Genomic DNA, 25,275 nt, shown 5'->3' with positions numbered 1-25,275 from the left:
ATGGTAGCAACAATGGTGAACGTCAAGAAGAAGGACCAAGTACAGAAGAAGCAGGATACAATGAAAAAGGTCGTTTTTGATACGAGAAATCTCAATCTTTGGTATGGGGCGGATCATGCCTTAAAGGATATTAATCTCAGTATCTATGAAAATGAAGTAACGGCAATCATCGGGCCGAGCGGCTGCGGCAAGTCCACTTATCTGAAGACACTGAACCGGATGGTGGAGCTGGTGCCGATTGTCCGCACCAGCGGTGTAATTGAATACCGCGGACGCGACATTTTCAGCAAAGCTTATCGCGAAGAAGAGCTGCGCACACATGTAGGCATGGTATTTCAAAAGCCCAACCCATTCCCGAAATCCATTTATGAAAATGTCGCTTATGGTCCGAAGATTCACGGCATCCGCGATAAGAAGACGCTGGACGAGATTGTGGAAAAGAGCTTGCGCGGCGCCGCTATTTGGGATGAACTGAAGGATCGTCTGCATGATAGTGCCTACGGGCTGTCCGGCGGCCAGCAGCAGCGTCTTTGCATCGCCCGCTGCCTGGCAATTGAGCCGGATGTCATTCTGATGGATGAACCAACCTCAGCGCTGGATCCTATTTCCACTTCCAAGGTGGAAGAGCTGATCCAAGAGCTGAAGAAGGACTTCAGTATTGTCATTGTAACGCATAATATGCAGCAGGCAGCCCGTATTTCCGATCGAACAGCCTTCTTCCTGAGCGGTGAAGTCATCGAGTATACAGACACAAACAGTCTGTTCACCATGCCTTCTGACAAACGGACAGAAGATTACATCACAGGCCGATTCGGTTGATTTTGCAGAGGAGGAAGCAATGGTGCGTGAACAATTTCAGTACGACTTAAAGGAACTGCAGGAGAAAACGCTCGAACTGGGAGCATTGGCGAAGGATGCGCTGCGCACAGCAATGGAAGGGCTGCGCAGCCGCAACATTGATGTTGCCTTGCGGGTGATTGACAATGACTATCGCATGGATCATCTGGAGGAGGAGATTAATCACTTCGCCCTCATGCTCATTACAAAGCAACAGCCGGTGGCGAGCGACCTGCGTCGGATTTTTGCCAGCATTAAAATGGCGTCTGACTTGGAACGGGTTGCTGATCATGCAGTGAATATTGCCAAGTCCGCAATTCGGATCGGCGATAAGGGCGCTGCTGTGGCTTTGGAGGACCTGAATCAGATGTTCCAGATAGCGGATGAAATGCTGAGCTTGGCAATGGAGGCATATCAAGGGGAAGATGTGAGGATTGCCAGACAAATTGCTGAAATGGATGATACTGTGGATGAATTGTACGGCAAAGCAGTACGTGCATTCATCTCCTCCATTCCGGAAAAACCGGAGGATATCAACCACGTGATGCAGCTCTCCTTTGTCGCCCGCTATATTGAACGGGCGGCAGACCATGCCACAAATATTGCCGAGAGTGTATTCTATCTGGTGAAGGGGAAGCATTACTTTTTAAATGAATAGCAGCTGCTGATAAGAGGAGGGTGATCTGCATGCCGGTGCATGAAGACTGCCCTCCTTTTTTGCTTGCCGGATTCCTTTGCGGATGCATGAGTTTGTTTTCATATTTAGACAAAATTGGTTCATTGTATACCGAACAAAGGAGTGGTATGATAATTACAATATTTGGAATATTTCTTTATAATTCAGCGAACGCTTACAGGTTTTATATAGATGCGGGATGAGGAGGGACAGATGCGGTGAGTCTGATGCAGATTCTGCTGTTGGCTTGGGAATATCCGCCGGCGCTTGTCGGCGGTCTTGGAAGGCATGTGCATGAGCTTTCAAAAGCAGTGGCGGCACAAGGGCATACAGTACATGTCATTACCGCCGGGGAGGACGGTGCGCAGGGCTATGAATGCAAGGAAGGGGTGCATGTCCATCGTGTATGCAGCCGTCATGGGGGGCGGGAGCCTTTCTCGGCCTGGATTGAGGGGCTGAACGATGCCATGATGGAGTGCGCAGACCGGCTGTGCGCAGGAATCTGCTTTGATACGGTGCATGCCCACGATTGGCTTGTCTGGAAGGCTGCCCTGTATCTGCAGGAGAAATGGCACTTGCCGCTGACAGCAACTATTCATGCAACGGAGCATGGGCGGAATAACGGCATTCATACAGCGCTGCAGCAGGAAATCCATGAGAAGGAGCAGAAGCTTGTGAAAGCAGCGGACTCGCTTATTGTCTGCAGCTACTTCATGAAGAGGGAGATTGAGCAGATTCTCCATGCGGACCCTTCGAAAATTTCTGTCTTTCCAAATGGAATTCATCCGGAATTTTTTACGCTGCAGACAGCCCGCAATGTACGGGAGCAATACGGGCTGCAGCAGCGCCTGCTCATCTTCTCCATCGGGCGCATTGTGAATGAAAAGGGGTTCTACACCATTATTGAAGCGGCGCCGCTGTTGGCGCAGCGGCACCCTGCAGCTGTCTTTGTCATTGCCGGAAAAGGACCGCTGCTGGAACGGTACCGGATGATTGTGCGGGAACGGCAGCTTGGACACGTGGTGTGGTTTGTCGGCTATATCAGTGAAGCGGAGCAGCGGGCCTTTCTGCAGCAAAGCGACATTGTCCTCGTTCCAAGCTTGTATGAGCCGTTCGGCATTGTGGCCCTGGAGGGGATGCTGGCCAAAAAGCCCACTGTGGTTGCTGATACGGGCGGCCTGGGCGAGATTGTGACGCATGCCCGCACCGGCTTCAAAACGGTTCCCGGCAATGCCTGGAGCCTCGGGCAGCAGCTCAGCGAAATCATTGAACAGCCCCGGCTGGCTGCGCAGGCTGCCGAACAGGGCTATGAGCATGTGAAACACCATTACAACTGGGACAGCATTGCCCGGCAGACCATCCTTGTCTACCGGAAAGTTTCTCATTCTTATCAAAGCGGGGGTTGAACGTCATGAAAGGAGTTATTTTGGCAGGGGGAAAAGGCACGCGCTTACGCCCGCTTACCTGTAATCTCCCCAAGCCGATGCTGCCGCTTTTGAACAGGCCGGTGATGGAATATACGATACATCTGCTGAAGCAGCATGGCATTGAAGAGATTGCGGTAACTGTACAATATATGAGCTCCATCATCCGAAGCTACTTCGGGGACGGCAGCCGCTGGGGAGTCAGGCTCCATTATTTTGAAGATTCTCCGCCTCTTGGCACAGCCGGCAGCATGAAGCAGGCGGAGGATTTCTTGGATGAACCGTTTGTGGTGGTCAGCGGAGATGCGCTGACAGATTTCAATTTAACAAAAGGAATTCAGTTTCATCAAAGCGGAAACCACCTTGTCACCATTTTTCTGAAGGAGGTGGCCCATCCACTGCAATTTGGTCTTGCTGTCATCAATGAAAGCAATCAAATTATCAAGTATATTGAGAAGCCCAGCTGGCGCGAGGTTGTTTCCAACACGGTCAATACCGGCATCTATGTGATGGACCCGGACGTTTTCTCCTACATTGAACCCAATTCCTGCTGTGATTTCAGCCACGATGTGTTTCCGCACCTTCTTTCCCTCAGACAGCCTGTGTACGGGTATTTAAGCGACGGGTACTGGCTGGATATTGGCACGCTGCCGCAATATCGCCAGGCTCATTTTGATATGCTTGCCAAGCAAGTGAAAACAGCAATCCCCTACACCGAGGTGCTTCCTTCCGTATGGATGGGAGAAAGGGTGACCATTGAAGAAGGCACCAAAATCCGCGGTCCGGCCCTGATTGGGGACGGGGCAACAATCAGGGCCGGTGCTGTGATTGAGCCGTACACTATTTTGGGAAGAAACAGCACGGTCAGTGAGGGAGCCAGTATAAAGAAGAGCATTTTAGGCAATGAAGTGTTTGTCGGGAGGCATTGTGAACTGGCAGGCACTACAATTTCGGACGGCACCATCGTGGAAGACAGCGCCACCTTGTTTGAACAGAGTGTCATTGGAGAGCATTGCCAAATCGGCAAAAACGCTGTCATTAAAGCGAGAGTGAAAGTCTGGCCGGGCAAGTATGTGGATGGATATACAGTGCTGTCTTCTTCCGTGGCTGCCGAGCAGGAAGCTTCGGCCGCTTTGTTCCATCAGGGATGTATTCAAGGAAAGGCCAACGTGGATATTACCCCCGAGTGGATGGCCGGCTTCGGTGCGGCCTATGGCTCGGCCATTTGTGTGGATGATGCCGTGTTGATCGGCAATGACGGCCATGCCTATACAGAGCTCTTGAAGCAGGTGTTTCTGAATAGTCTGCATGCGGCCGGCGTGCATACCATTGAATGTCCGGAGGTGAGCGATGCCTGCTTCCGATATGCCATACCGCAGCAAAAAGTGCAGATGGGTGTATTCTTGTATATGAGAAATGAGAAGGAGGTCGTGCTCCGATTTTATAACGAAGAGGGGAAGCCTCTCGCAGCCCGTACGGAGAAGGAGATTGAAAGCATCTATCTCTCAGAGACCTTTCGCCATGTGGGAGTATCGCGTCTCGGTTCAAGCAAGAGGACAGATGTGGATGAGGATGAGTATGTGCGGACGGTGCTGCGGCAACTGGATGTACAGCAAATCCGCAATGCGAAGCTGCATCTTCTCGTCAGCAAGCTGAGCGGGCCGTTTCAATCAGCTGTGCTGTCCTTCTTTCAGCAACTGGGCTGCTCCTTGACATGGATGCATGCTGCGGGGAACCGGGACCATATGCGCCTCCTGCTCCACTCAAGCAGGGCGGACCTCGGCATCATGTTCAACGAGCAAGGTGACAGCTTCGAGCTGTATGACCCGGATGGCAATATCTATACGAGCATGGACTATGAGCATATTTATATTCCGGAGGTGCTGTTTGGGCAACCTTCTTCCCTGAGTCCGCTTTGCTTCCGCCAGGGCACGAGCTACACCATTTATTATGTGGAGGAGCCGGCACTGGCTGACCGCAAGACGCCGCGGGATGCACTTTGCCAAATCGGAAAGCTGCTGGAACGGACTGCGGACAAAAGTGTTCCATTTCATGCACTGTTCTCCGCCGCCCCCCAGTTCCACCTGCTTCGGGATGAGGTGCTCTGCCCTTGGAGAGAGAAGGGAAAAGTCATGCGCCGCCTGATTACTGACGTGCCGCCTGAACAATTTGAACTGCTGGATGGCATCAAGCTGCAGCATGATCAAGGAGAATGGTCGTATATTGTATGTGATGCGAGCCAGCCCAAGCTGGTCATCTATTCACAGTCCTCCCACGCAGCGAAGGCCAGGGAGAATATTCGTACATTAACAGAAAAAATTCGACAATATCAAAAGGTGTAGAAATTTGATTTGAAAAGTGATATCATGGTATAGTCTGATTTATGCTATAAATGACTGGAGGGAAATAAGAATGCGCGTAAACATTACTCTAGCTTGCACAGAATGCGGCGAGCGTAACTATATCTCTAAGAAAAACAAGCGTAACAACCCAGAGCGCCTTGAGCTTAAGAAATATTGCTCCCGCGACAAAAAAGCGACTGTACATCGTGAAACAAAGTAAGCAGCAGGTTTTCCTGCTGCTTTTCTCTTTTCTTTGAAAGAAGAATTGCGGTACATTTTTCCATATGCAGTATGCGGGTGAAGGACAGCTGGAAAGGGGATGGGATGATGAATGAGAAGAAGCGGATGAGAGAAGAAATCGCGGCACGTTTGGCTGCTTTGTCAAAGGAGGCACGCGACGCCGGATCACGGCGCATTGCTGCCAAGCTGTATGAGACAGAGGCCTGGAAGCAGGCGCGGACAATTGGGATTACCATCTCCATTGATCAAGAAGTGGATACATACGAAATCATCCGGACAGCCTGGAAAGAGGGAAAACGGGTGGCTGTGCCGAAATGTGACCGAAGAACAAGAACCATGACATTCCGAAGCATCAGGGATTTGTCGCAGCTTGAGATTGTCTACATGAACTTGCGTGAGCCCATTCCGTCTGTTACCGAAGCGGTGGATCCGGCTGAGCTGGATTTGCTGATTGTGCCCGGTGTGGCCTTTACAAAAACGGGGGGCCGGCTTGGATATGGCGGCGGCTATTATGATCGCTTTCTGGCTGAGTACCAGGGGATAACCGCGGCGTTGGCCTTCTCCGCCCAGCTTATGCCGGCGGTGCCGACAGAACCGCATGACCAGAGTGTGGACCTTGTCCTGACAGAGCAATAGCGTATGGCCTGTTTGATTCTACAAATACTACCGAAGTACACGCATATATGGAACGATAAAATAAGGGGTGACCAATATGGGCAATGATGTAAACCGTGTAGTGCTCGTGGGCACTGGCGCGGTAGGCTGCAGCTTCGCGTATGCGCTTTTGAACCAGTCTTTTGTAGAAGAGCTCGTTTTAATTGATGTGAATACAAGCAAGGCCGAAGGGGAAGCGATGGATTTGAATCATGGCATCCCGTTCGCGCCGTCTCCCATGAAAATTTGGAGCGGCACATATGCAGACTGTGGAGATGCGGACATTGTGGTAATCACGGCGGGCGCTGCCCAAAAACCGGGTGAAACGCGCCTCGATTTGGTGGAGAAGAATGCAGCCATCTTTAAAAATATTGTGGAACAAATCATGGCAAGCGGCTTTAACGGCATTTTCATCATTGCAACAAACCCGGTCGATATCCTCACCTATGTGACCTGGAAATATTCCGGGCTGCCGAAGGAGCGTGTCATCGGCTCCGGTACCATTTTGGATACAGCCCGCTTCCGCTATATGCTGGGCAGATACCTGAATGTGGATCCGCGCAATGTGCATGCTTATATTATTGGCGAGCATGGAGATACGGAGCTGCCGGTATGGAGCCATGCCCGAATTGGCACGCAAACGCTGCAGGAGTTTATGAGCACACACGCTGAGTACAAGCAGGAGGCACTCGATGAGATTTTTGTAAATGTGCGCGATGCAGCATATCACATCATCGAACGGAAGGGCGCCACCTATTATGGGATCGGGATGAGTCTGGTTCGTCTCGTCAAAGCGATTCTGGCGAACCAAAACAGCATTTTGACAGTCGCTTCCTATCTCGAAGGGCAGTATGGCGAGAGTGATATGTATATTGGTGTTCCGGCGGTCGTCAACCGGGGCGGCATCCGGGAAGTGCTGGAGCTGAAGCTGACTGATGAAGAAAAACAGCAGTTCGCCAATTCCGTGGACGTGCTGAAAAGGACGATGAAGCCGATCTTGTAAGCTGGAGCACGCGTCGGGGAGCTGGATCTCCCGGACGCTTTTTTCATTCCGGGCCGGGAACCTCGCAGGCCGGGCGCATAGGCTATATAATAAAGAGAGAAGTCAAGAAAGCGGGGGAGAGGTCTTGCGAGGTACACAGGATTCCTTATACTGGGCGTTGCTCTATTTGCTCGTTTCACTGCGTAAATACGAGCTGCTGCATTACTCGACGGAGGATCAGGAGGCTTGGCTTGAAGGCAGCGGGCCGGGCGGCCGGCGGCTGCTGCGGCTGAAGCGGCATGATGTGGATTGGAGCCGCTGGCTGCGCGAGGATATGATCGGGATGTATCCGGCTGCCAAGCAGCTGAGCAAGCAGGGGTTTGGGAAGGGCGCCCATATTTATAATGTGTATGTATCACAATGGGAGCCCTTGGACGACTGGTACGGTGTGGCGGAGGAAATCGGGCAGCGCCTGCCGGTGTCCACCGTTTTTTTGACAGAACGGAATGAGAAAGAGCAGCTGGAATTTTTCCGGGATGCGCTGCAGTTGGATGTGGAGGAACAGCGAACGCTTGCCGCCTTATGTCTGGAGGAACCGGAAGTGCTGCGTTATCGTCTGGCTTATGTGATGAAGCAGCAGCAAAAGAAAAGGGAGGACGTTCTGCAGTATGCCCGTCCGCTTGTCACAAAAAGCTTGATTGCCTTGCAGCTCGTGATGTTTGCCCTGCTGGAACTGTTCGGCGGGAGCCAAAATATCAGCACTCTTTTGGCGTTTGGCGCCAAATCCAACGCCTTAATTCTGCAGGGGGAATGGTGGCGCTTCTTTACGCCGATGGTTCTGCATATAGGGCTGCTGCATTTGCTGATGAATACGCTGGCGTTGTACTATATCGGCAGCCAGCTGGAGCGCGTAATCGGCAATCTCCGCTTTTTGGTTATCTATCTTTTTGCGGGGGCGGCGGGAAGTGTGCTCAGCTTTGTGTTTTCGGACAGCATATCAGCCGGAGCATCGGGCGCCATTTTCGGCTGCTTTTCCGCCCTGCTGTACGTGGTCCGCATCCATTCCGCTGTTTTTCCGCGTTCCGTCATGCAAAGCATCCTTACTCTGATCGGCATCAATCTGCTGTTTGGCTTCGTTGTGCCGGGGATCGACAATGCCGGACATATCGGGGGGCTTCTTGGCGGATTTCTCATGGCGGCTGCAGTGCATGTGCCGCAGCAGAAGGGTGTGCCGGCAAAGCGGATCGGGGCGCTGGCGGCTGCTGTATTGCTCTGTGGCGCCGCACTATGGTACGGATATGCTGTCCGGGGGAAAGACCCGCAGGTGCCGGTGACAAAGGCAGGCATCCAAATGCCCGGGGGGCGCAGCTATGTTTATGAGAAGCCCCTTCAGGAAATGTGGCATATGGAATAGGTGCAAAGAACGGAAAGGCAAATTGACGCATCTTTCCGTTCTTTTTATAATAAGAATGGGAACGTTTTCTTAAAATCCCGCCATTTACATAGCGGAATAGAGGGTGAAGCGATGACATCCATATATGATGTGCAGCAGCTGCTGAAGCGGTATGGCACAATCATTTACACAGGAGACAGGCTGGCTGACCTGCAGCTGATGGAAGAGGAGCTGCGCGAGCTGCATCAATCACAGCTGGTGGAGCAGAAGGATTATGAGATGGCACTGTTCATTCTGCGGCAGGAAATCCAGCGGCAAATGGAAAAAATAAAGTGAGGGTGGATGAAGCATGGAAGACAAATGGCTTGTAGGCGTTGACCTCGGCGGCACAACAATTAAACTGGCGTTCATTAATATGTACGGCGAAATTCTGCATAAATGGGAGATTCCGACCGACACCTCCGAGCAGGGGAAGCACATCACCCTCGATATTGCCAAAGCAATTGACCGAAAGCTGGATGAACTGGGGGAAGGGAAGGCAAAGCTGACCGGCATAGGCATGGGTGCACCGGGGCCGTTCAATCTGGCGACCGGCGTTGTCTATGAAGCAGTGAACCTGGGATGGAAGGACTACCCGCTTAAGGACCGTCTGGAGATAGAGACAGGTCTGCCGGTGGCGGTTGATAATGATGCAAATATCGCAGCTCTTGGAGAAATGTGGAAGGGAGCCGGCGACGGTGCAAAGGACTTGGTGTGTGTGACGCTTGGAACGGGTGTTGGCGGCGGTGTCATTGCCAATGGCGACATTGTACAGGGCATCAGCGGAGCAGGCGGGGAAATCGGCCATATTACAGTCGTTCCGGAGGGAGGTGCTCCTTGTAATTGCGGCAAGACAGGCTGCTTGGAAACAGTGGCGTCCGCGACCGGCATTGTCCGGCTTGCAAGGGAAGAGCTTGGGGCAAACAGTGAGGAAAGCCAGCTACGTGAAGCCTATAATGGCGGCACATTGACTGCCAAGCATGTGTTTGATGCTGCGCGCGCAGGCGATGCCTTGGCGGCCCGTGTGGTTGACAAGCTGTCCTTCTATTTAGGGTTGGCCATTGCGAATATTGGAAGCACGCTGAACCCGGAAAAGATCGTTCTTGGCGGCGGTGTTTCTAAGGCCGGTGATATTCTTCTTGCAGGCGTCCAGCCATACTTCGAGAAGTTCACTTTTCCGCGGGTGGCAAAAAGCACGAAGCTTGCCATTGCAACCCTTGGCAACGATGCCGGTGTAATCGGCGGTGCATGGTTAGTGAAAACAAAAATTGGGAATCAATAAAAGCAACAGCAAAAAAGCCTGCAGAATTGTGGGCTTTTTATTTTGGGGGCTGCCCGTCTTCGGCAGCTTTCCCATGGAAAAAAGGGGGGCTGGCGTGTGGCGCCGTTGTTATCGACCTTTCGGAAGCTTCGGTTTCTGCTGCTGGCAGCACTGTTGCTTTGGGTCAAAACATACATTATTTGTAAAATCTTCTTTCGCTTTAAAATTGAAAATGGCACGCAGGAGCTTCTGCTGTTGTTTGGCCCGCTCAGCTCTATTTTGCTTTTTCTCGGCCTGGCATTGCTGTGGCGCTCTGCCCGGGCGCAGTGGGTGATCATCTTAAGCTCCATTTTGACCCTTGTATTGTTTGCCAATGTGATTTTTTATGGATTTTTTGATGACTTTTTAACCATTCCCGTGTTATTTCAAAAGAGTAACATGGGAGACCTTATGTCCAGCATCCGTTCTCTTCTGCATCCATACATCGTGCTGCTGTTTTTGGATATTGTGCTGCTGCTTTTTGTATGGCGGCGCCGGAAGGGAGAGGACAGCCTGCTGTTATCGGGAGGAGAAAAGGCCTGTTACTTTCTGGCAGCGGCACTCTTGTTTGCAGTGAACCTGGCAATAGCTGAGAGTGAACGGCCGCAGCTGCTGACGCGTTCCTTTGACAGAGAGATGCTGGTAAAGAATATCGGTTTGTTCCACTACCATGCATATGATGCCTTGCTGCAGTCACGCTCCTCCGCGCAGCGGGCCCTGGCTGACGGCAGCAAGCTGAGCGAAATCCAGAGCTACACGGCCAGCCGCAGGGTGCAGCCGGATACAAACATGTTCGGGGCAGCCAGAGGGCGGAATGTCATTCTTGTGTCCATGGAATCCCTGCAAAGCTTTGTGCTTGGCAAAACAGTGCAAGAAGAGCCGGTTACGCCCTTTCTGAATCAGTGGGCGAAGAACAGCTACTATTTCTCCAATATGTATCAGCAGACAGGCCAGGGGAAAACGTCGGATGCAGAGTTTTTAATTGAAACCTCTTTATATCCGCTTGACCGCGGATCCGTATTTTTCACCCATGCCGGCAATGAGTATGTCGCGGCGCCCGAAATCCTGCAGCGGCATGGCTATTACACGGCAGTCCTGCATGCCAATCAAAAAAGCTTTTGGAACAGGGATTATATGTATCCTTCTTTGGGCTTTAACCGCTACTTTCATGATGCAGATTATCAGATCACCCCGGAGACGTCTGCAGGGTGGGGGCTGAAGGACCGTGAGTTCTTTCAGCAGTCCATCCGGCATTTGCAATCTCTCCCGCAGCCGTTTTATGCCAAGCTCATTACGCTGAGCAATCATTTTCCGTTTGAGCTGCCCAAGCAGGATCAGCTGTTGCCCGAGTATGCTTCAACAGACAGAATTTTCAGTCGGTATATGCAGACAGTCAGGTATATGGATGAAGCGCTTCGTTCATTTGTGGAAGAGCTGAAGGATGCAGGCTTGTATGAAAACAGCGTCCTGGTTTTTTATGGCGACCATTATGGGATATCCGCCAACCACTATCAAGTAGTCGCCTCTTATTTGCAAAAGCCGGAAATCCGTCCATTTGACGCTTTGCAGCTCCAGCGTGTCCCGTTTTTCGTCCATATTCCGGGACATAAAGGAAAAGAAGTCACAGCTGTTGCCGGCCAGGTGGATGTAAAGCCGACCTTGCTGCATGTGCTTGGGATTGTGCCAAAGGCAGATTTGCATTTTGGGCGGAATTTGTTTGCCAAGGAGGAGAAGCCGCTGACGGTGCTGCGGGATGGCAGCTTCATTACCAGCCAATATTTATACACAGCCGGTACATGCTATGATAAGCGGACAGAGCAGCCGGTGCGCCATGCTGCTTGCCGGCCGTACTTGGCACGGGCAAAGAAAGAACTGGCGTATTCAGACCGGATTGTATACGGAGATTTGCTTCGCTTCTTGGCGGGAAACGAATGGAAACGCAAGGAGAATCAAACACAGTTTCATGAGCGAAGGGTGAAATGAGAAAGGGCAGTCCGAATATGGATCGGACTGCCCTTTCTTGTAAGCGATGGATGCAGCTTAATGCGCAGGCGGGTAGCCGCTGTTCAGTACAGTCATAACTGAAAACCAGCCGAAAATCGCAAATGTCAGGAATGAGAAAACAAGACCAAGCATGTTCTTTTCCTTCAAGGTCCGCAATGTTGCATAGGCTCCCAGCAAAGCAACAAGTGCAAAGATGATGACAAGACCCATATGAATCCCCCTTTGTTTCTCCCAGTGTAGACAGTTTTTAAAATATTTCCTCTTTTCCCATTGTACATGGTTTCCCAAAAATTGTCGAGGTACAAAGAAGAGGGAATGCTCCGCTTTTCTCAAGCTGAAAAATGGTATAGTATTAAGCAAGATATGGAATTTTTTTGCGCATGCAGAATGGAGGAAAAGAATATGAAATGGGTGCAATTGCCGTTGGGGCCGCTGCAAACAAATGCGTATGTCATCAGGAATGAAGAGAAGGAATGTCTGATTTTTGACCCTGGCCATGAGGGGGAAAAGCTGCTCGGCTATTTGCGGCAGGAGGGCTTGCAGCCGCTGGCGGTGCTGCTGACACATGCCCACTTTGATCATATTGGAGCGGTGGACGCTGTGCGGGAGGCTTACCATATTCCCGTGTATCTTCATGAGGAAGAAGCAGAGTGGCTGGCAGATCCGTCTCTGAATGGCTCCGCGCTGTTTATGATGAACCGGGCTGTTACGGCTGGACCGGCAGATGAACTGATTACGGGCAAAGCCAATCTGAAAATTGGCCCGTTCTCTCTGGAGGTGCGCGAGACACCGGGCCATTCGCCTGGAAGTGTGTCCTATTATATGGCGGAAGCAGGGCTGGTTGTGTCGGGTGACGCGCTGTTTCAAATGAGCATTGGCCGTACGGACCTGCCGGGCGGAAGCTTCCCGGAGCTCATCGGCAGTATTGAAGAAAAGCTGTTTACCTTGCCGGAAGAGACAGTTGTGCTGTGCGGCCATGGACCAGAAACAACCATCGGCTTTGAAAAAGCGAAAAATCCGTTTTTAACATAGGAGGTTCCTATGAAGCAGCTGATTTGCAGACTCATTGATGAGAGTGAAACAAAGTCGATTCCGTACAGTGTATATATGAATACAGTCCTGTATCACCCTGAGCAGGGCTACTACATGAAGGAACGGGAGAAGGTCGGGCGCGAGGGGGATTTTCTGACAAGCAGTACAGTGTCAGCCGCTTTCGCCCGGCAGTTTGCCCGGTTGTTCATCCGCCTTGTGGAGGATGGCATCGTGCCGGCTGCCGTTTGTGAAATCGGCGGCGGCACCGGCGCATTTGCCCGGCAGCTGCTGCAGGAGTGGCGGAGCCGTTCGCCGCATACCTTTGCCGGTCTGCAGTATGTAATGGTGGAGACAAGCCCCTATCATCGTAAGCTGCAGCAGGAGCGCCTTGCGGAATTCGTATGTGTATCACAGTATCAGGATTTTTCGGAGGTGCCTGTGCCGTTTACAGGATTGATTTTCTCTAATGAACTGTTTGATGCCCTTCCTGTTGAGGTCATTGAAATGCGCGGCGGGATGGTATATGAGATCCATGTTTCGCATGTGGATGACACCCTTATCGAGGTGCAGCGGCCGCTTCAAAATGCCGCCGTCGAGGCGTATTTGAAGCAGACAGGCTTACAGCTGGCTGAGGGGCAGCGCTATGAGGTGCCGCTTGCCGCAAATGCATATATGCGGCAATTGGGCTCCCTTCTGGAGCGCGGCCTGCTCATTACGGTGGATTATGGGTATACGGCAGAAGAATGGCGGCAGCCGGTTCATCGGGACGGCAGTCTGCGCGGCTATTACCGCCATACGCTTGTGCACAATCCGCTGGCCCATCCCGGGGACATGGATTTGACGGCCCATGTGCACTGGGATGATCTGCAGGCGGCAGGCGAAGAAGGCGGTTTGCAGTCTGTTCTGCAGCTGAAGCAGCGTCATTTTCTGCTCGCATCCGGCATTTTGGAGCAGCTTGTCGAGCATCATGACCCCAATCCGTTCTCGGAAAAAAGCCGGCAAAACCGGGCTGTGCGCGCCATGATTATGGATGGGGGCATGAGCGACAGCTTCGAGGTGCTGCTGCAGCAGAAAGGATTGGATTTGAAAGTGGAGACATATTTTGACCTCTCCTTTTTGCCGGTGTAATAACAGAAAGAAATGGCTGCCTTACGCCAAGGCAGCCATTTTAAATAAAGATAGAATATGTATCTTTATATAAGGGTTAAAAGATTTTTAGGAGATTGAGAAAGCAACATCTCTTTGACACAAAGTGAATGTTGCTTACCGTTCCCCTAACAGTCTGTACTATTCTATTGGAACAGTACCTGAATCAGCTGGATGACCTTCTCATTCTCTACATTATAATAAATCTCCAGCCCTTTTCTCTCGCTTGTTACAATTCTTGCACTCTTCAGCTTGGCCAAATGCTGTGAAATGGTTGACTGCGGCATATTCAAGTTTGTATACATCGTGGATACATTGCTTGCGCCTCTTTCAATTAAGCCTTTCACGATGCACAAACGCACAGGATGGGCTAGAACCTTCAGCAGTTCGGCGTTGCCTTCATAAATCTCCAATTCTTCTTGAAACATTTCCAACATTTTCTCCACCTCCGTACGTGCTGCAATAAGCACATAATATACATAACAAAATTTTAGGATAAATAGAATATGTTTTACCGAAAAATTGTCCAAAAGTAAAGAGATTGTAAGAAAAGAGACGGAGTTGTAAATGTTTTATAAAGCATATGAGAAAAAGGGATGAAAATGAGCAAATTTCGCTGAAAATCAAGAAAGGGTATAAATAGGGAGTATAGAGGGGGAAAACAGGAGAAGATTGTTCAAGTATTGTATCAGCTTATATAAAAATGTTCAACTATTGAACAAGTATTTTGAGCAAGAGAAAAAGGACGGCTTGGCCGTCCTTTCACCTTACACGAAATCTGGTTGTGCCGTTGTAATCCTGTCCAGTGCAGTCTGGAAATCAGCCTGAAGGTCTTCATGCTTCTCCAAGCCGACCGATAGACGAAGCAGGGAGGCCGAAATGCCGCGCTTCTCACGTTCTGCCGCGCCCATGGCGGCATGTGACATTTTTGCAGGATAAGAGAGAATCGACTCCACTGCACCCAGACTGACTGCAAATACAGGGAGCTGTACATGTGCCAAAAACTGCCGCATGGCTTCTTCGTTTTCCAGTTCAAAGGATAGAACAGCACCCGCATCGGCAGCCTGCTGCTGCTGCAGAAGGAAGCCGGGATGGCCGGCCAGTCCTGGATAGTGGACCCGTTTCACGCGCGGATGCGTCTGCAGGAAGGAAGCGATCTTCATGGCACCGCTGACAGACTGCTGCAGGCGCACATGCAGGGTTTTCAGGCCGCGGAGCACCAGCCAGGAATCCTGCGGGCTCAGAATGGCGCCAAAGGCGTTTTGCAGGAAGCCAAGGCGCTTGGCAAGCACTTCATCCTTTGCCACGGCCAGACCCGCTGTAACATCGCTGTGTCCGGCGATAAACTTCGTCGCGCTGTGCAGCACAACATCGGCGCCAAGCTGCAGCGGCTTTTGCGAAAGAGGCGTCAGGAAGGTGTTGTCTACAAAGGTAAGCGCGCCATGGCGCTTGGCGATGCGGCTGACAGCCCCGATGTCCGTAACCTTTAACAAGGGGTTGGAGGGCGTTTCCACGTAGAACACCTTCGTGTTTGGCTGTACAGCCTGTTCCACTGCTTCGAGGTCTGTCATATCAACAAAGGTGTGCTCAATGCCGTAGCGGGAGAGCACTTCCGTTACAACACGGTATGTGCCTCCGTACACATCCTCTGTAATGACGACGTGGTCACCCTGTGACAGCATCAGGAAGGCGGTGGAAATGGCAGCCATGCCGGAGGCGAACGCAAACCCGCGTACGCCTCCTTCGAGCACTGCGATGGCTTCTTCCAACGCTTCACGCGTCGGATTGCCGGAGCGGCTGTAATCATACTTGCCGAACTGGTCCACATCCTGCTGATGGAAGGTGGAGGCATTATAGATTGGCACGCCGACCGCTCCTGTGTAGGGATCGTATTTATGATTGTTATGGAAAAGCAGTGTTTCCAGGCTGTATTCGCTCATGCCCGCACCTCTTCCCGTACAGCCGCAAGTGCTTGCTGCAAGTCTTGAATGAGGTCATTTGCATTTTCAATGCCGACAGAGAAGCGGAGCAGGCGGTTACAAACGCCGCGTGCTGTCCGGATTTCTTCCGGAATGTCGGCATGTGTTTGTGTCGCTGGATAGGTCATGAGGCTCTCAATGCCGCCAAGGCTTTCAGCGAAGGTAATCAGCTTAAGGGACTGAAGCAGCGGATTTACCCATGTTTCATCGTGCACCCGGAAGGAAAGCATGCCGCCATTTCCAGGATAGAAAACATCTGTAATGCCGTCTGCCTGGCGCAAAAACTCGGCAACTGCCTTGGCATTGGCTTCGTGCTGGCGCATACGCAGCGCCAGCGTCTTCATGCCGCGCATCACAAGCCATGAATCAAACGGGCTTAAGACGGCGCCGGCTGCATTATGGTAGTGGAAGAGCGCTTGACAGACAGCCTCGCCCTTTGCTGCCACGAGACCGGCCAGCACATCGTTGTGTCCGCCCAGATATTTCGTCGCGCTGTGCAGCACAATGTCAGCTCCGAGCAGCAGCGGCTGCTGCAGGACAGGTGTATAGAAGGTGTTGTCAACAATCAGCAGAATGCCGTGCTCCTTCGCAATGGCTGCAACTTCCGAAATATCTGTCACCTGCATCAGCGGATTGGTCGGCGTTTCCACAAACAGCGCTTTTGTCTGCGGGGTGATTGCCGCACGCACGGCATCGCTGTCCGCCATGTCCACATAGCGGCATTGAAGCCCCCATTTTGCTTCAAACTCTCCGAATAAGCGGTATGAGCCGCCGTACAAATCCTCCGAGGCGAGAATTTCGTCGCCGGAGCAGAACAGGGAAAGCACGAGCTGTATGGCTGCCATGCCGGAGCTGCAGGCATAGCCTTGGTCGCCGCATTCCAGATCAGCAATAGCCTGCTCCAGCAGCTTTCGCGTCGGGTTGCCCGTGCGGATATAGTCATAGCCTGTAGACTGGCCAATTCCCTCATGCCGATAAGCTGTGGAGAAATATAACGGCGGATTCACTGTCCCTGTAGCTGTTTCACTTCTGTTTCCAATTTGCGCTAGCTTTGTCTCCAATGTGTACAAGCTGATTCCTCCTTCAGATTAATAAAGCTTTGTGCTTCTATGCTGCATAGGTTTGATAAGCAAACGATAAGGGGATGAGAGGCTGATGGTTTGAAAGTGCATACGCCTGCAGCCGCTGCTATAAAACCAACGGGATAACAGGCAATTCAGATTGTCTTCAAACCGGCCGGACAGGAAAGGCTTTCCATCCTTTTTCACAAAAAAAAGCCTTCTATAGAAGAAGGCTTTTGCGTACAAATGTCCTCTTCTTATCTCTCAAATTCAATGAATTTGCTGGAGTTAGCACCTTATTAACAGCTGTTAATGGTTGCTGAAGCATCAACGGGCCAGTCCCTCTGCCTCTCTGGATAAGAATCCTGCATATCAAATTGTCACTGCTGTTAAATAATTTATACCAAAATATGATAGGTTGCAACAAGAATTTTGAATATTTATAACATACTTTATTTTTTATGAATTGTATTGACGGTGCTATGTCTGCATGCTAAAGTAAGGAGAAATTATGCATACCATATCGGTGCACCCGGAATAAGGCGCACGTTACGGATATATATACTCTTATCGAGAGCGGCAGAGGGAAAGGCCCTATGAAGCCCGGCAACCTTCAGATGATGATCTGAAACGGTGCTAATACCTGCGGAACATGATGTTTTGCATGATAAGAGGCGGAACAAAAGCCCTCCTCTTTGTCGTTCAAGAGGAGGGCTTTTTCCATATTGAAAGAGAAAGAAGGAGATAGATTGTGAGATTGTTGGAGAGATTGCAGAGCGGAATCAGCATTGGAGACGGCGCGATGGGCACACTGCTGTATTCCTACGGTTTGCAAAGCTGTTTTGAGGAGCTGAATGTGAAGGAACCGGAGCGCATCACGCAAATTCATCGGCAATATGTGGAGGCGGGTGCGGATGTGCTGCAAACCAATACATATGGAGCCAACGAAGGCAAGCTGCGGATGCATGGCCTGGAGCATGAAGTGGCCCGCATTAACCGGGCAGCCGTGCGCAATGCAAAAGCGGCAGCCGGCAAAGATACACTTATACTTGGAACAATCGGGGGCATGAAGCACATCGGGGCGATTACAACAACGGACGCCGACAGGGAATTTATGCTGCTGGAGCAGGCGCATGCCCTGCTTGAAGAAGATGTGGACGGACTGCTGCTGGAAACCTTCTACGATGAGAAAGAGCTGCTGCATGCGCTTCGCATTTTGCGTAAGCAAACAGACGTGCCGATTGTTACGCAGCTGGCTCTGCATGAAGCCGGCCTGACGCAAAGCGGCAGATATGCAGAAGCTGTGCTGCGGGAGCTTCTGGAGCAGGGGGCGGATGTGGCCGGCCTGAATTGCCGTCTCGGCCCGCTTCATATGATTGAGTCGCTGAAGGCAATGGATGTGCCGCAAACGGGCTATCTGTCAGCCTATCCGAACGCCGGCCTGCCGAAGTATGCAGACGGCCGCTATGTATATGAAGGCAGTGTCAAATATTTTGAAGATATGGCAGCGGAGTTCGTTCAGCAGGGTGTACGCCTGCTTGGCGGCTGCTGCGGCACAACGCCGGAGCATATTGCAGCCTTGAAGCGGGCTCTGGAGCAGGTGCAGCCTGCACAGAGCAAGCATGTGGAAGTGCGCCCGGCTTCTTATACCGTGACAAACCGTGTCCCGCTGCAGCGTGAAACACTTGCGGAGAAGGCAAAGACAGAAACAACCATCATTGTCGAGCTGGACCCGCCGAAAACATTGCAGACGCACAAGTTTTTTGAAGGAGCAAAAGCCTTGAAAAGGGCGGGAGCGGACGCCATCACGCTGGCGGATAATTCCCTTGCTTCACCGAGGGTGTCCAATATGGCGATGGGTGCGCAGCTGGGCCGTTACGACATCCCGGTTGTGGCGCATCTGACCTGCCGCGACCATAACTTAATCGGTCTGCAGTCCCACCTGCTTGGCCTTTCCTCTCTCGGCATTCACGAGGTGCTGGCTTTGACGGGAGACCCGGCCCGTGTCGGCGACTTCCCGGGTGCCACATCTGTGTATGATGTGTCTTCCTTTGATCTTATTAAAATGATTAAAGAGATGAACAGCGGGCTTTCACCGCTGGGCAAGCCGATTGGAACACCGACCTCCTTCTCCATCGGGGCAGCCCTGAACCCGAATGTACGCCATCTGGATGCGGCAGTCCGTCGGATGGAGAAGAAAATTGAAGCGGGGGCGGATTACTTCCTGACCCAGCCGGTGTATGATATGGAAGTGTTATATAAAACGTATGAAGCAACAAAGCATACAGAGCAGCCGGTATTTATCGGCATCATGCCGCTTGTCAGCAAGCGGAATGCCGATTTCCTGCACTACGAGGTGCCGGGCATCACGCTGCCGGATGAAATCAGACGCCGCATGGACGGCCATGAAACACCGGAGAGCGCGGCGGCGGAAGGGGTGCGCATCGCGAAGGAGCTGCTGGATGAAGCCATGAAGCTCTTCAACGGCATTTACCTCATCACGCCATTCTTGCGCTATGAAATGACAGAAGTTTTGGCCGGCCACGTCCGCGCGGCACAACAGCAAAGAGAGGGAGCAAGCTTATGAAACCCATTCAACAAGCACTCGAGGAACGCATTCTCATTTTAGACGGAGCCATGGGTACGATGATTCAGCAGGCCGACTTGACGGCTGATGACTTTGGCGGCGAGGAATATGAAGGCTGTAACGAGTATCTTGTGGTCACACGGCCTGATGTGATTGTAGATATTCACCGTGCTTATATTGAAGCCGGCTCCGATATTATTGAGACCAATACATTTGGTGCCACCAATATTGTGCTGAGCGACTATAACCTGGAGCACCTGGATGAAGAACTGAACGAGCGCGCTGCCCGTCTTGCGAAGCAGGCGGCGGCAGAGTCCGGCAGAGATGTATATGTAGCCGGGGCAATGGGGCCGACAACGAAGGCGATCAGTGTAACAGGCGGCGTCACGTTTGAAGAGCTGATTGAGGCTTACACCCGCCAGGCAAGGGGTCTGCTGCGCGGCGGCGCGGACGTGCTGCTTGTAGAAACAAGCCAGGATATGCGCAATGTAAAAGCTGCAGCTCTTGGCATTGAGGCTGCTTTTGCCGAGTTCGGCCGGAACATCCCGGTGATGATTTCCGGCACCATTGAGCCGATGGGGACAACGCTGGCGGGCCAAACTATTGAGGCATTCTATCTATCTATTGAGCATCTGCAGCCCCTGTCCGTCGGGTTGAACTGCGCGACGGGACCGGAGTTCATGCGCGACCATATCCGTTCTCTGGCGGGACTGTCCGAAAGCTATATTTCCTGCTATCCGAATGCTGGTCTGCCGGACGAGGACGGTCACTACCATGAATCGCCGGAATCCTTGGCAACGAAGGTCAAAGCCTTTGCAGAGGAAGGCTGGATGAATATTGTCGGCGGCTGCTGCGGCACAACGCCGGCGCATATCCGGGCGATGAAAGAGGCACTGAGCACCCTGCCGCCGCGCCGGAAGCTTGTGCGCAAGGGGCATGCGGTCAGCGGCCTGGAGCCGCTGCAGTATGATGACTCCATGCGTCCGCTGTTTGTCGGCGAACGTACAAACGTCATCGGCTCCCGCGCCTTCAAACGTATGGTCGCGGAAGGCCGGTTTGAAGAGGCGGCTGAAATTGCCCGCGCCCAGGTTAAGCGGAATGCCCACATTATTGATGTGTGCATGGCTGACCCGGACCGCGATGAAATGGAAGACATGGAGAAGTTTCTGCAGGCGGTAACAAAAATGATTAAGGTGCCGCTTATGATTGACTCCACGGATGAGACGGTTATTGAGCGTGCCTTAACATATTCGCAGGGAAAAGCCGTCATTAACTCTATTAACCTGGAGGACGGCGAAGAGCGCTTTGAGAAGGTGCTGCCGCTGGTGAAGCAGTACGGTGCCGCGATTGTGGTCGGCACCATTGACGAGAAGGGGATGGCCGTAACGGCAGAGCGCAAGCTGGAGATTGCTAAGCGCAGCTACGATTTGCTGACAAAGAAATATGGCATCCGCCCATCCGACATTATCTTTGACCCGCTTGTGTTCCCGGTTGGGACAGGGGATGAAGAGTATATCGGCTCCGCCGCCGCAACAGTTGAAGGCGTACGCCTCATTAAGGAAGCATTGCCGGAGTGCTTAACGATTCTGGGTGTCAGCAACATTTCCTTCGGCCTGCCGCCGGCGGGACGCGAGGTGCTGAATTCTGTGTTCCTGCACCATGCCACAAAGGCCGGCTTGGATTATGCCATTGTCAACACAGAAAAGCTGGAGCGCTACGCTTCCATTCCGGAGGAAGAAAAGGCCTTGTCCGACCGTCTCTTGTTCGAAACGAATCAGGAGATTCTGGACGAGTTCACAGCATTTTACCGGAATGCGGTGAAAAAAGAAGAGGTCTCCATGGAACATCTGACGCTGGATGAGCGTTTGTCCCGTTATATTGTTGAGGGAACAAAGCAAGGATTGTATGATGATCTGCAGCTGGCGTTGGATGAAGGCCGCCGTCCACTCGATGTCATTAATGGACCGCTTATGGCCGGCATGGACGAGGTGGGGCGCTTGTTCAACAACAATGAACTGATTGTGGCGGAAGTGCTGCAAAGCGCTGAAAGCATGAAGGCGGCTGTCTCATATCTGGAGCCGCATATGGAGAAGGGCGACAGCGCCAAGAAGGGCAAGGTTATCCTTGCCACGGTAAAAGGCGATGTGCATGATATCGGCAAAAACCTGGTGGACATTATTTTTTCCAACAACGGCTATGACATTGTGAATCTGGGCATTAACGTCCGCTCGGACCAGCTGGTGCAGGAGGTCAAGAAGCACCAGCCGGACATCATTGGCTTATCCGGCTTGCTTGTAAAATCCGCTCAGCAGATGGTGGCGACGGCGGAGGACTTAAAATCAGCTGAAATTGATGTTCCGATTTTGGTCGGCGGCGCTGCTCTGACGCGGAAGTTCACCGATAACCGCATCTCCCCAGCCTATGACGGCCTTGTCCTGTACGCCAGTGATGCCATGAACGGCCTGGATTTGGCAAATCGCCTGCAAAAGGAGGAGGAACGTGAAAAGTTCTTCGTACAAAAGCAGGAGAAGCTCGCGGCTGCGCCGGCCGTAAAAGAGCGTGCTCTGCCGGAGCAAATGAACATTGTGCCGCTGCCGCCGGCGCCGGTGTTCTCGCCGGATTCCACGAAGCGTGTCGTGCTGCGCGATATTCCAGCCTCCCATTTGGCGCCGTTCCTGAACCGCCAGATGCTGCTTGGCCATCATCTCGGGCTGAAGGGCAGTGTGAAGAAGCTGCTCGAGGAAGGCGATAAACGGGCGCATGAGCTGAACGAGCTTGTGGATATCCTGCTGAAGGAAGGGGAAAATTGGCTGCAGCCGCGTGCTGTCTATCAATTCTTCCCAGCCCAAAGCCGCGGCCAGGAGATTCTGATTTATGATCCGCAGGACCATAGCAAGGTGCTTGAAACCTTCACATTCCCGCGCCAGCTGAGCACCCCGCACCGCACGCTGGGAGACTATCTGCGCCCTGTCGGCGGTGAGATGGACTATGTGGCTTTCATGGCTGTCAGCGTCGGCACAGGAGTGCGTGCTGTGGCGGAGGAGTGGAAGGAAAAGGGAGACTACCTGCGCAGCCACGCCATCCAGTCATTGGCGCTGGAGCTGGCGGAAGGCTTGGCGGAGCGCACGCACATGCTCCTCCGCGACCGCTGGGGCTTCCCGGATCCGGTTAACATGACCATGGAAGAACGCTTCCGTGCCAAGTACCAGGGCATCCGCGTTTCCTTCGGCTATCCGGCTTGTCCGGAACTGGCGGATCAGGAAAAGCTGTTCCGTCTCATCAATCCCGGCGAAATTGGCATTTCCCTCACAGAGGGCCATATGATGGAACCGGAAGCTTCTGTTACGGCAATGGTATTTGCCCATCCGGAGGCGCGTTATTTCAGCGTATTGTAAGAAGAAAGCAGCAAAGGCACATATGCCTTTGCTGCTTTTTACATACAAAGACAGCTATTTGTAGAGAAAGGGAAGCATTTCTTGTAAGCGCTACTCTTGTTTCCTCTCCTCTGCAACTGACAGAATTTGAGCCGCTGCCCCATATTCCTTCCGGACAGCCTTTCTTGCATCCACAGGTGTCCGCGCATGCACGGACTTTACTTGCTTGTTCCCCGCAATCTCTATATGAACGATAAAGCACTTTTCGCCGCATCTCATCCTGCATCTCTCCTTCTCCATCATTGTATAGGAAGCATGCGCAAAAAGAAATTTTCCTACAGATTAAATATACAAAAAATTCTTGACATTGAAAAAATGAGAATGGTAATATGTTCCTCTGTGACTTTTCTTTGAGGGGGGAACGAGGTTGATTGAATTGCATGAAATCAGAAAGTCCTACAAGGTGGCGAAGCGCGCCTCCGGTTTGCGGCAGGCAGCCAAAGCGCTTTTTTACCGGAAGCACACAACAGTGGAGGCACTGAGAGATATTTCGTTCTCGATTGCGCCGGGGGAGATTGTCGGTTATATCGGGCCAAATGGCGCCGGCAAGTCAACAACGATTAAAGTCATGAGCGGCATTCTTGTGCCGGATGGGGGCAGCTGCAGCATCATGGGCTTCACGCCCTGGAAGAATCGGACGGAGTATGTGCAGCATATCGGGGTGGTGTTCGGCCAGCGCTCACAGCTTTGGTGGGACGTGCCGGTTCTGGATTCGTTCGAGCTGCTGCGGGATATTTATAAGGTGCCGCAGGAGCAGTATGAACAAAGCCTACAAGAATTAACGGCGGCACTGGAGCTGGAGGCAATCTTACATACACCGGTGCGGCAACTGAGTTTGGGCCAGCGGATGCGCTGCGAAATTGCGGCCTCGCTGCTGCACCGCCCCAAGATTTTGTTCCTTGATGAACCGACCATCGGACTGGATGCGGTCTCCAAGCTTGCAGTGCGCCAATTTATCAAAAAGGTGAATGAGGAACAGGGCGTCACCGTAATTTTAACAACTCATGATATGAGTGATATTGAGGCGCTGGCCGACCGGGTTATTCTAATCGGGAAGGGAAGCCTGCTGTATGATGGCAGTCTGCAGGAGCTGCGCCGGCAATTCGGGGCGCAAAAGACCATTACCGCCGATTACAGCAGACAAGACCGGCCGTTTGAGATTACGGGGGCCGCAATGCTTTCCTGGTCGCCGGAGCGGGCTGTGCTCTCTGTGGACACGGAAGCGGCAGCTGTCTCAGAAGTGATTGCGGCCTTGTCGCGGGAAGTGGAGCTTGTGGATGTGGCGGTGGAAGCGCGGCCGATTGAGGAAATCATTCTGGAGCTCTATAAGGAGTACGAAATATGAATACGTACTATGCTGTGCTGAAGTTACGCCTGCAAACCGGTCTGCAATATCGGACAGCTGCATGGGCCGGCGTGGCCACGCAGTTTTTCTGGGGATTGATTTATATTATGCTGTTTCAAGCGTTTTACAGCGGCGCAGCCGGGAAGCAGCCTATTTCACTGGAGCAGCTGACTACATATGTATGGCTGCAGCAGGCGTTTCTGGCCTTTATCATGCTGTGGTTCCGCGACAATGAGCTGTTTGACCTGATCACAAGCGGCAATATTGCCTATGAATTATGCCGCCCCGCTGATTTGTACAGCTTCTGGTACGCGAAGCTGCTGGCACAGCGGCTGTCGGCAGCCTTGCTTCGCTTTGCGCCGATTCTGCTGATTGCGTTTTGGCTGCCAACACCGTACGGGCTCAGTCTGCCGCCAGGCCCATGGCAGGGCGGTCTGTTTGTGCTTGCCTTGCTGATTGGCCTGCTCCTGCTTGTGGCCATTTCCATGTTCATTTACATCTCCGTGTTCATCACAATGTCTCCGATCGGCTCGCTGCTTATCTTCGCGATTACCGGGGAATTTTTGTCCGGCATGATTGTGCCGCTTCCACTTATGCCGGATTGGCTGCAGCGCATTTTATACGTGCTGCCGTTCCGCCTGACCGTGGACTTTCCGTTCCGGGTCTATTCCGGGCATATTCCGACGCAGGAGGCATTATGGGGCATCGTTCAGCAAATTGCATGGCTGCTGGTGCTTATTTGGCTTGGTAAAAAAACAATGCGCTCGGTGCTGCGGCGCGTTGTTGTACAGGGGGGCTGA

Annotated in this window: 22 protein-coding genes and 2 riboswitches; of the genes, 17 read left to right on the top strand and 5 right to left on the bottom strand. The window is 52.2% G+C overall.

What is annotated here, in order from left to right; all coding sequences use genetic code 11:
* From pstB to NK662_RS01060, 11 genes are all read left to right on the top strand, one after another.
* Entirely contained in the window at positions 1-819 is an 819-nt protein-coding gene (gene pstB, locus NK662_RS01110; protein ID WP_254756495.1) for a phosphate ABC transporter ATP-binding protein PstB, read from the top strand.
* A 19-nt stretch (positions 820-838) separates the two neighbouring features.
* Entirely contained in the window at positions 839-1,495 is a 657-nt protein-coding gene (phoU, locus tag NK662_RS01105) for a phosphate signaling complex protein PhoU (RefSeq protein WP_254756493.1), read from the top strand.
* A gap of 245 nt (positions 1,496-1,740) precedes the next feature.
* Complete coding sequence (locus NK662_RS01100) at positions 1,741-2,919, top strand: glycosyltransferase family 4 protein (protein WP_254757396.1); 1,179 nt, start codon at positions 1,741-1,743, stop codon at positions 2,917-2,919.
* A 5-nt stretch (positions 2,920-2,924) separates the two neighbouring features.
* Positions 2,925-5,279 (top strand): sugar phosphate nucleotidyltransferase, encoded by a 2,355-nt coding sequence (locus NK662_RS01095; protein WP_254756491.1) that lies wholly within the window; start codon positions 2,925-2,927, stop codon positions 5,277-5,279.
* A 70-nt stretch (positions 5,280-5,349) separates the two neighbouring features.
* Positions 5,350-5,499 carry a 50S ribosomal protein L33 gene (gene rpmG / locus NK662_RS01090; RefSeq protein WP_129727240.1) on the top strand — a complete coding sequence of 50 codons (150 nt, stop codon included), beginning with the start codon at positions 5,350-5,352 and terminating at the stop codon, positions 5,497-5,499.
* A 104-nt stretch (positions 5,500-5,603) separates the two neighbouring features.
* On the top strand, positions 5,604-6,155 hold the full coding sequence (locus tag NK662_RS01085; RefSeq protein ID WP_254756489.1) for a 5-formyltetrahydrofolate cyclo-ligase: 552 nt from the start codon (positions 5,604-5,606) through the stop codon (positions 6,153-6,155).
* Positions 6,156-6,231: 76 nt separating this feature from the next.
* Positions 6,232-7,176 (top strand): L-lactate dehydrogenase, encoded by a 945-nt coding sequence (locus NK662_RS01080; protein WP_254756487.1) that lies wholly within the window; start codon positions 6,232-6,234, stop codon positions 7,174-7,176.
* A gap of 124 nt (positions 7,177-7,300) precedes the next feature.
* Entirely contained in the window at positions 7,301-8,569 is a 1,269-nt protein-coding gene (locus tag NK662_RS01075) for a rhomboid family intramembrane serine protease (protein WP_254756485.1), read from the top strand.
* A gap of 111 nt (positions 8,570-8,680) precedes the next feature.
* On the top strand, positions 8,681-8,884 hold the full coding sequence (locus NK662_RS01070) for a YqgQ family protein (RefSeq protein ID WP_254756483.1): 204 nt from the start codon (positions 8,681-8,683) through the stop codon (positions 8,882-8,884).
* Between the two features lie 13 nt (positions 8,885-8,897).
* A complete protein-coding gene (locus NK662_RS01065) occupies positions 8,898-9,869 on the top strand; it encodes an ROK family glucokinase (protein ID WP_254756481.1) in 972 nt (323 codons plus the stop codon).
* A 96-nt stretch (positions 9,870-9,965) separates the two neighbouring features.
* The gene (locus NK662_RS01060) at positions 9,966-11,870 is read left to right on the top strand and encodes an LTA synthase family protein (protein WP_254756479.1); all 1,905 of its coding nucleotides are present in this window, start codon (positions 9,966-9,968) and stop codon (positions 11,868-11,870) included.
* Between the two features lie 57 nt (positions 11,871-11,927).
* On the opposite strand, the gene NK662_RS01055 is transcribed toward NK662_RS01060, so the two are convergent.
* Positions 11,928-12,101: a DUF2759 domain-containing protein gene (locus tag NK662_RS01055; RefSeq protein ID WP_254756477.1), complete on the bottom strand. Its 174-nt coding sequence runs from the start codon at positions 12,099-12,101 to the stop codon at positions 11,928-11,930.
* A 192-nt stretch (positions 12,102-12,293) separates the two neighbouring features.
* On the opposite strand from NK662_RS01055, the gene NK662_RS01050 reads away from it, so the two are divergent.
* Together NK662_RS01050 and NK662_RS01045 are read left to right on the top strand one after the other, a co-directional pair.
* Positions 12,294-12,923 carry an MBL fold metallo-hydrolase gene (locus tag NK662_RS01050; protein WP_254756475.1) on the top strand — a complete coding sequence of 210 codons (630 nt, stop codon included), beginning with the start codon at positions 12,294-12,296 and terminating at the stop codon, positions 12,921-12,923.
* A gap of 9 nt (positions 12,924-12,932) precedes the next feature.
* A complete protein-coding gene (locus tag NK662_RS01045; RefSeq protein ID WP_254756473.1) occupies positions 12,933-14,051 on the top strand; it encodes a class I SAM-dependent methyltransferase in 1,119 nt (372 codons plus the stop codon).
* Between the two features lie 164 nt (positions 14,052-14,215).
* Here the strand turns inward: NK662_RS01045 and NK662_RS01040 are convergent, their stop codons facing one another.
* The 3 genes from NK662_RS01040 to NK662_RS01030 all read right to left on the bottom strand — a co-directional run bounded on the left by NK662_RS01040 (position 14,216) and on the right by NK662_RS01030 (position 17,118).
* Positions 14,216-14,506: an ArsR/SmtB family transcription factor gene (locus NK662_RS01040; protein ID WP_254756471.1), complete on the bottom strand. Its 291-nt coding sequence runs from the start codon at positions 14,504-14,506 to the stop codon at positions 14,216-14,218.
* A gap of 330 nt (positions 14,507-14,836) precedes the next feature.
* Positions 14,837-16,009, bottom strand: a complete 1,173-nt coding sequence (metC, locus tag NK662_RS01035; protein ID WP_254756469.1) for a cystathionine beta-lyase — start codon at positions 16,007-16,009, stop codon at positions 14,837-14,839.
* Positions 16,006-17,118, bottom strand: a complete 1,113-nt coding sequence (locus tag NK662_RS01030; protein ID WP_254756467.1) for a methionine biosynthesis PLP-dependent protein — start codon at positions 17,116-17,118, stop codon at positions 16,006-16,008. Before NK662_RS01030 ends, metC begins: the two co-directional genes overlap by 4 nt.
* A 245-nt stretch (positions 17,119-17,363) precedes the next feature.
* A riboswitch (SAM riboswitch) is annotated at positions 17,364-17,472 on the bottom strand.
* Positions 17,473-17,673: 201 nt separating this feature from the next.
* Positions 17,674-17,783, top strand: a riboswitch (SAM riboswitch).
* Positions 17,784-17,860: 77 nt separating this feature from the next.
* On the opposite strand from NK662_RS01030, the gene NK662_RS01025 reads away from it, so the two are divergent.
* Together NK662_RS01025 and metH are read left to right on the top strand one after the other, a co-directional pair.
* Positions 17,861-19,696, top strand: a complete 1,836-nt coding sequence (locus NK662_RS01025) for a bifunctional homocysteine S-methyltransferase/methylenetetrahydrofolate reductase (RefSeq protein ID WP_254756465.1) — start codon at positions 17,861-17,863, stop codon at positions 19,694-19,696.
* Positions 19,693-23,091, top strand: coding sequence for a methionine synthase (metH, locus tag NK662_RS01020; protein ID WP_254756463.1), 3,399 nt, complete (start codon positions 19,693-19,695; stop codon positions 23,089-23,091). The genes NK662_RS01025 and metH overlap by 4 nt, the downstream gene beginning before the upstream one ends.
* Positions 23,092-23,181: 90 nt before the next feature.
* On the opposite strand, the gene NK662_RS01015 is transcribed toward metH, so the two are convergent.
* Positions 23,182-23,349: a hypothetical protein gene (locus tag NK662_RS01015; protein ID WP_254756461.1), complete on the bottom strand. Its 168-nt coding sequence runs from the start codon at positions 23,347-23,349 to the stop codon at positions 23,182-23,184.
* A gap of 148 nt (positions 23,350-23,497) precedes the next feature.
* On the opposite strand from NK662_RS01015, the gene NK662_RS01010 reads away from it, so the two are divergent.
* Together NK662_RS01010 and NK662_RS01005 are read left to right on the top strand one after the other, a co-directional pair.
* Complete coding sequence (locus NK662_RS01010; RefSeq protein WP_254756459.1) at positions 23,498-24,475, top strand: ABC transporter ATP-binding protein; 978 nt, start codon at positions 23,498-23,500, stop codon at positions 24,473-24,475.
* The gene (locus NK662_RS01005) at positions 24,472-25,275 is read left to right on the top strand and encodes an ABC transporter permease (RefSeq protein ID WP_254756457.1); all 804 of its coding nucleotides are present in this window, start codon (positions 24,472-24,474) and stop codon (positions 25,273-25,275) included. Before NK662_RS01010 ends, NK662_RS01005 begins: the two co-directional genes overlap by 4 nt.

This window comes from Ectobacillus ponti, from assembly GCF_024294785.1.
In the GTDB taxonomy this organism is placed as follows: Bacteria; Bacillota; Bacilli; order Bacillales; family Bacillaceae_G; genus Ectobacillus; species Ectobacillus ponti.
Note: the sequence above shows the minus strand (reverse complement) of the source record. Positions and strands in the feature narration are given on the sequence as shown.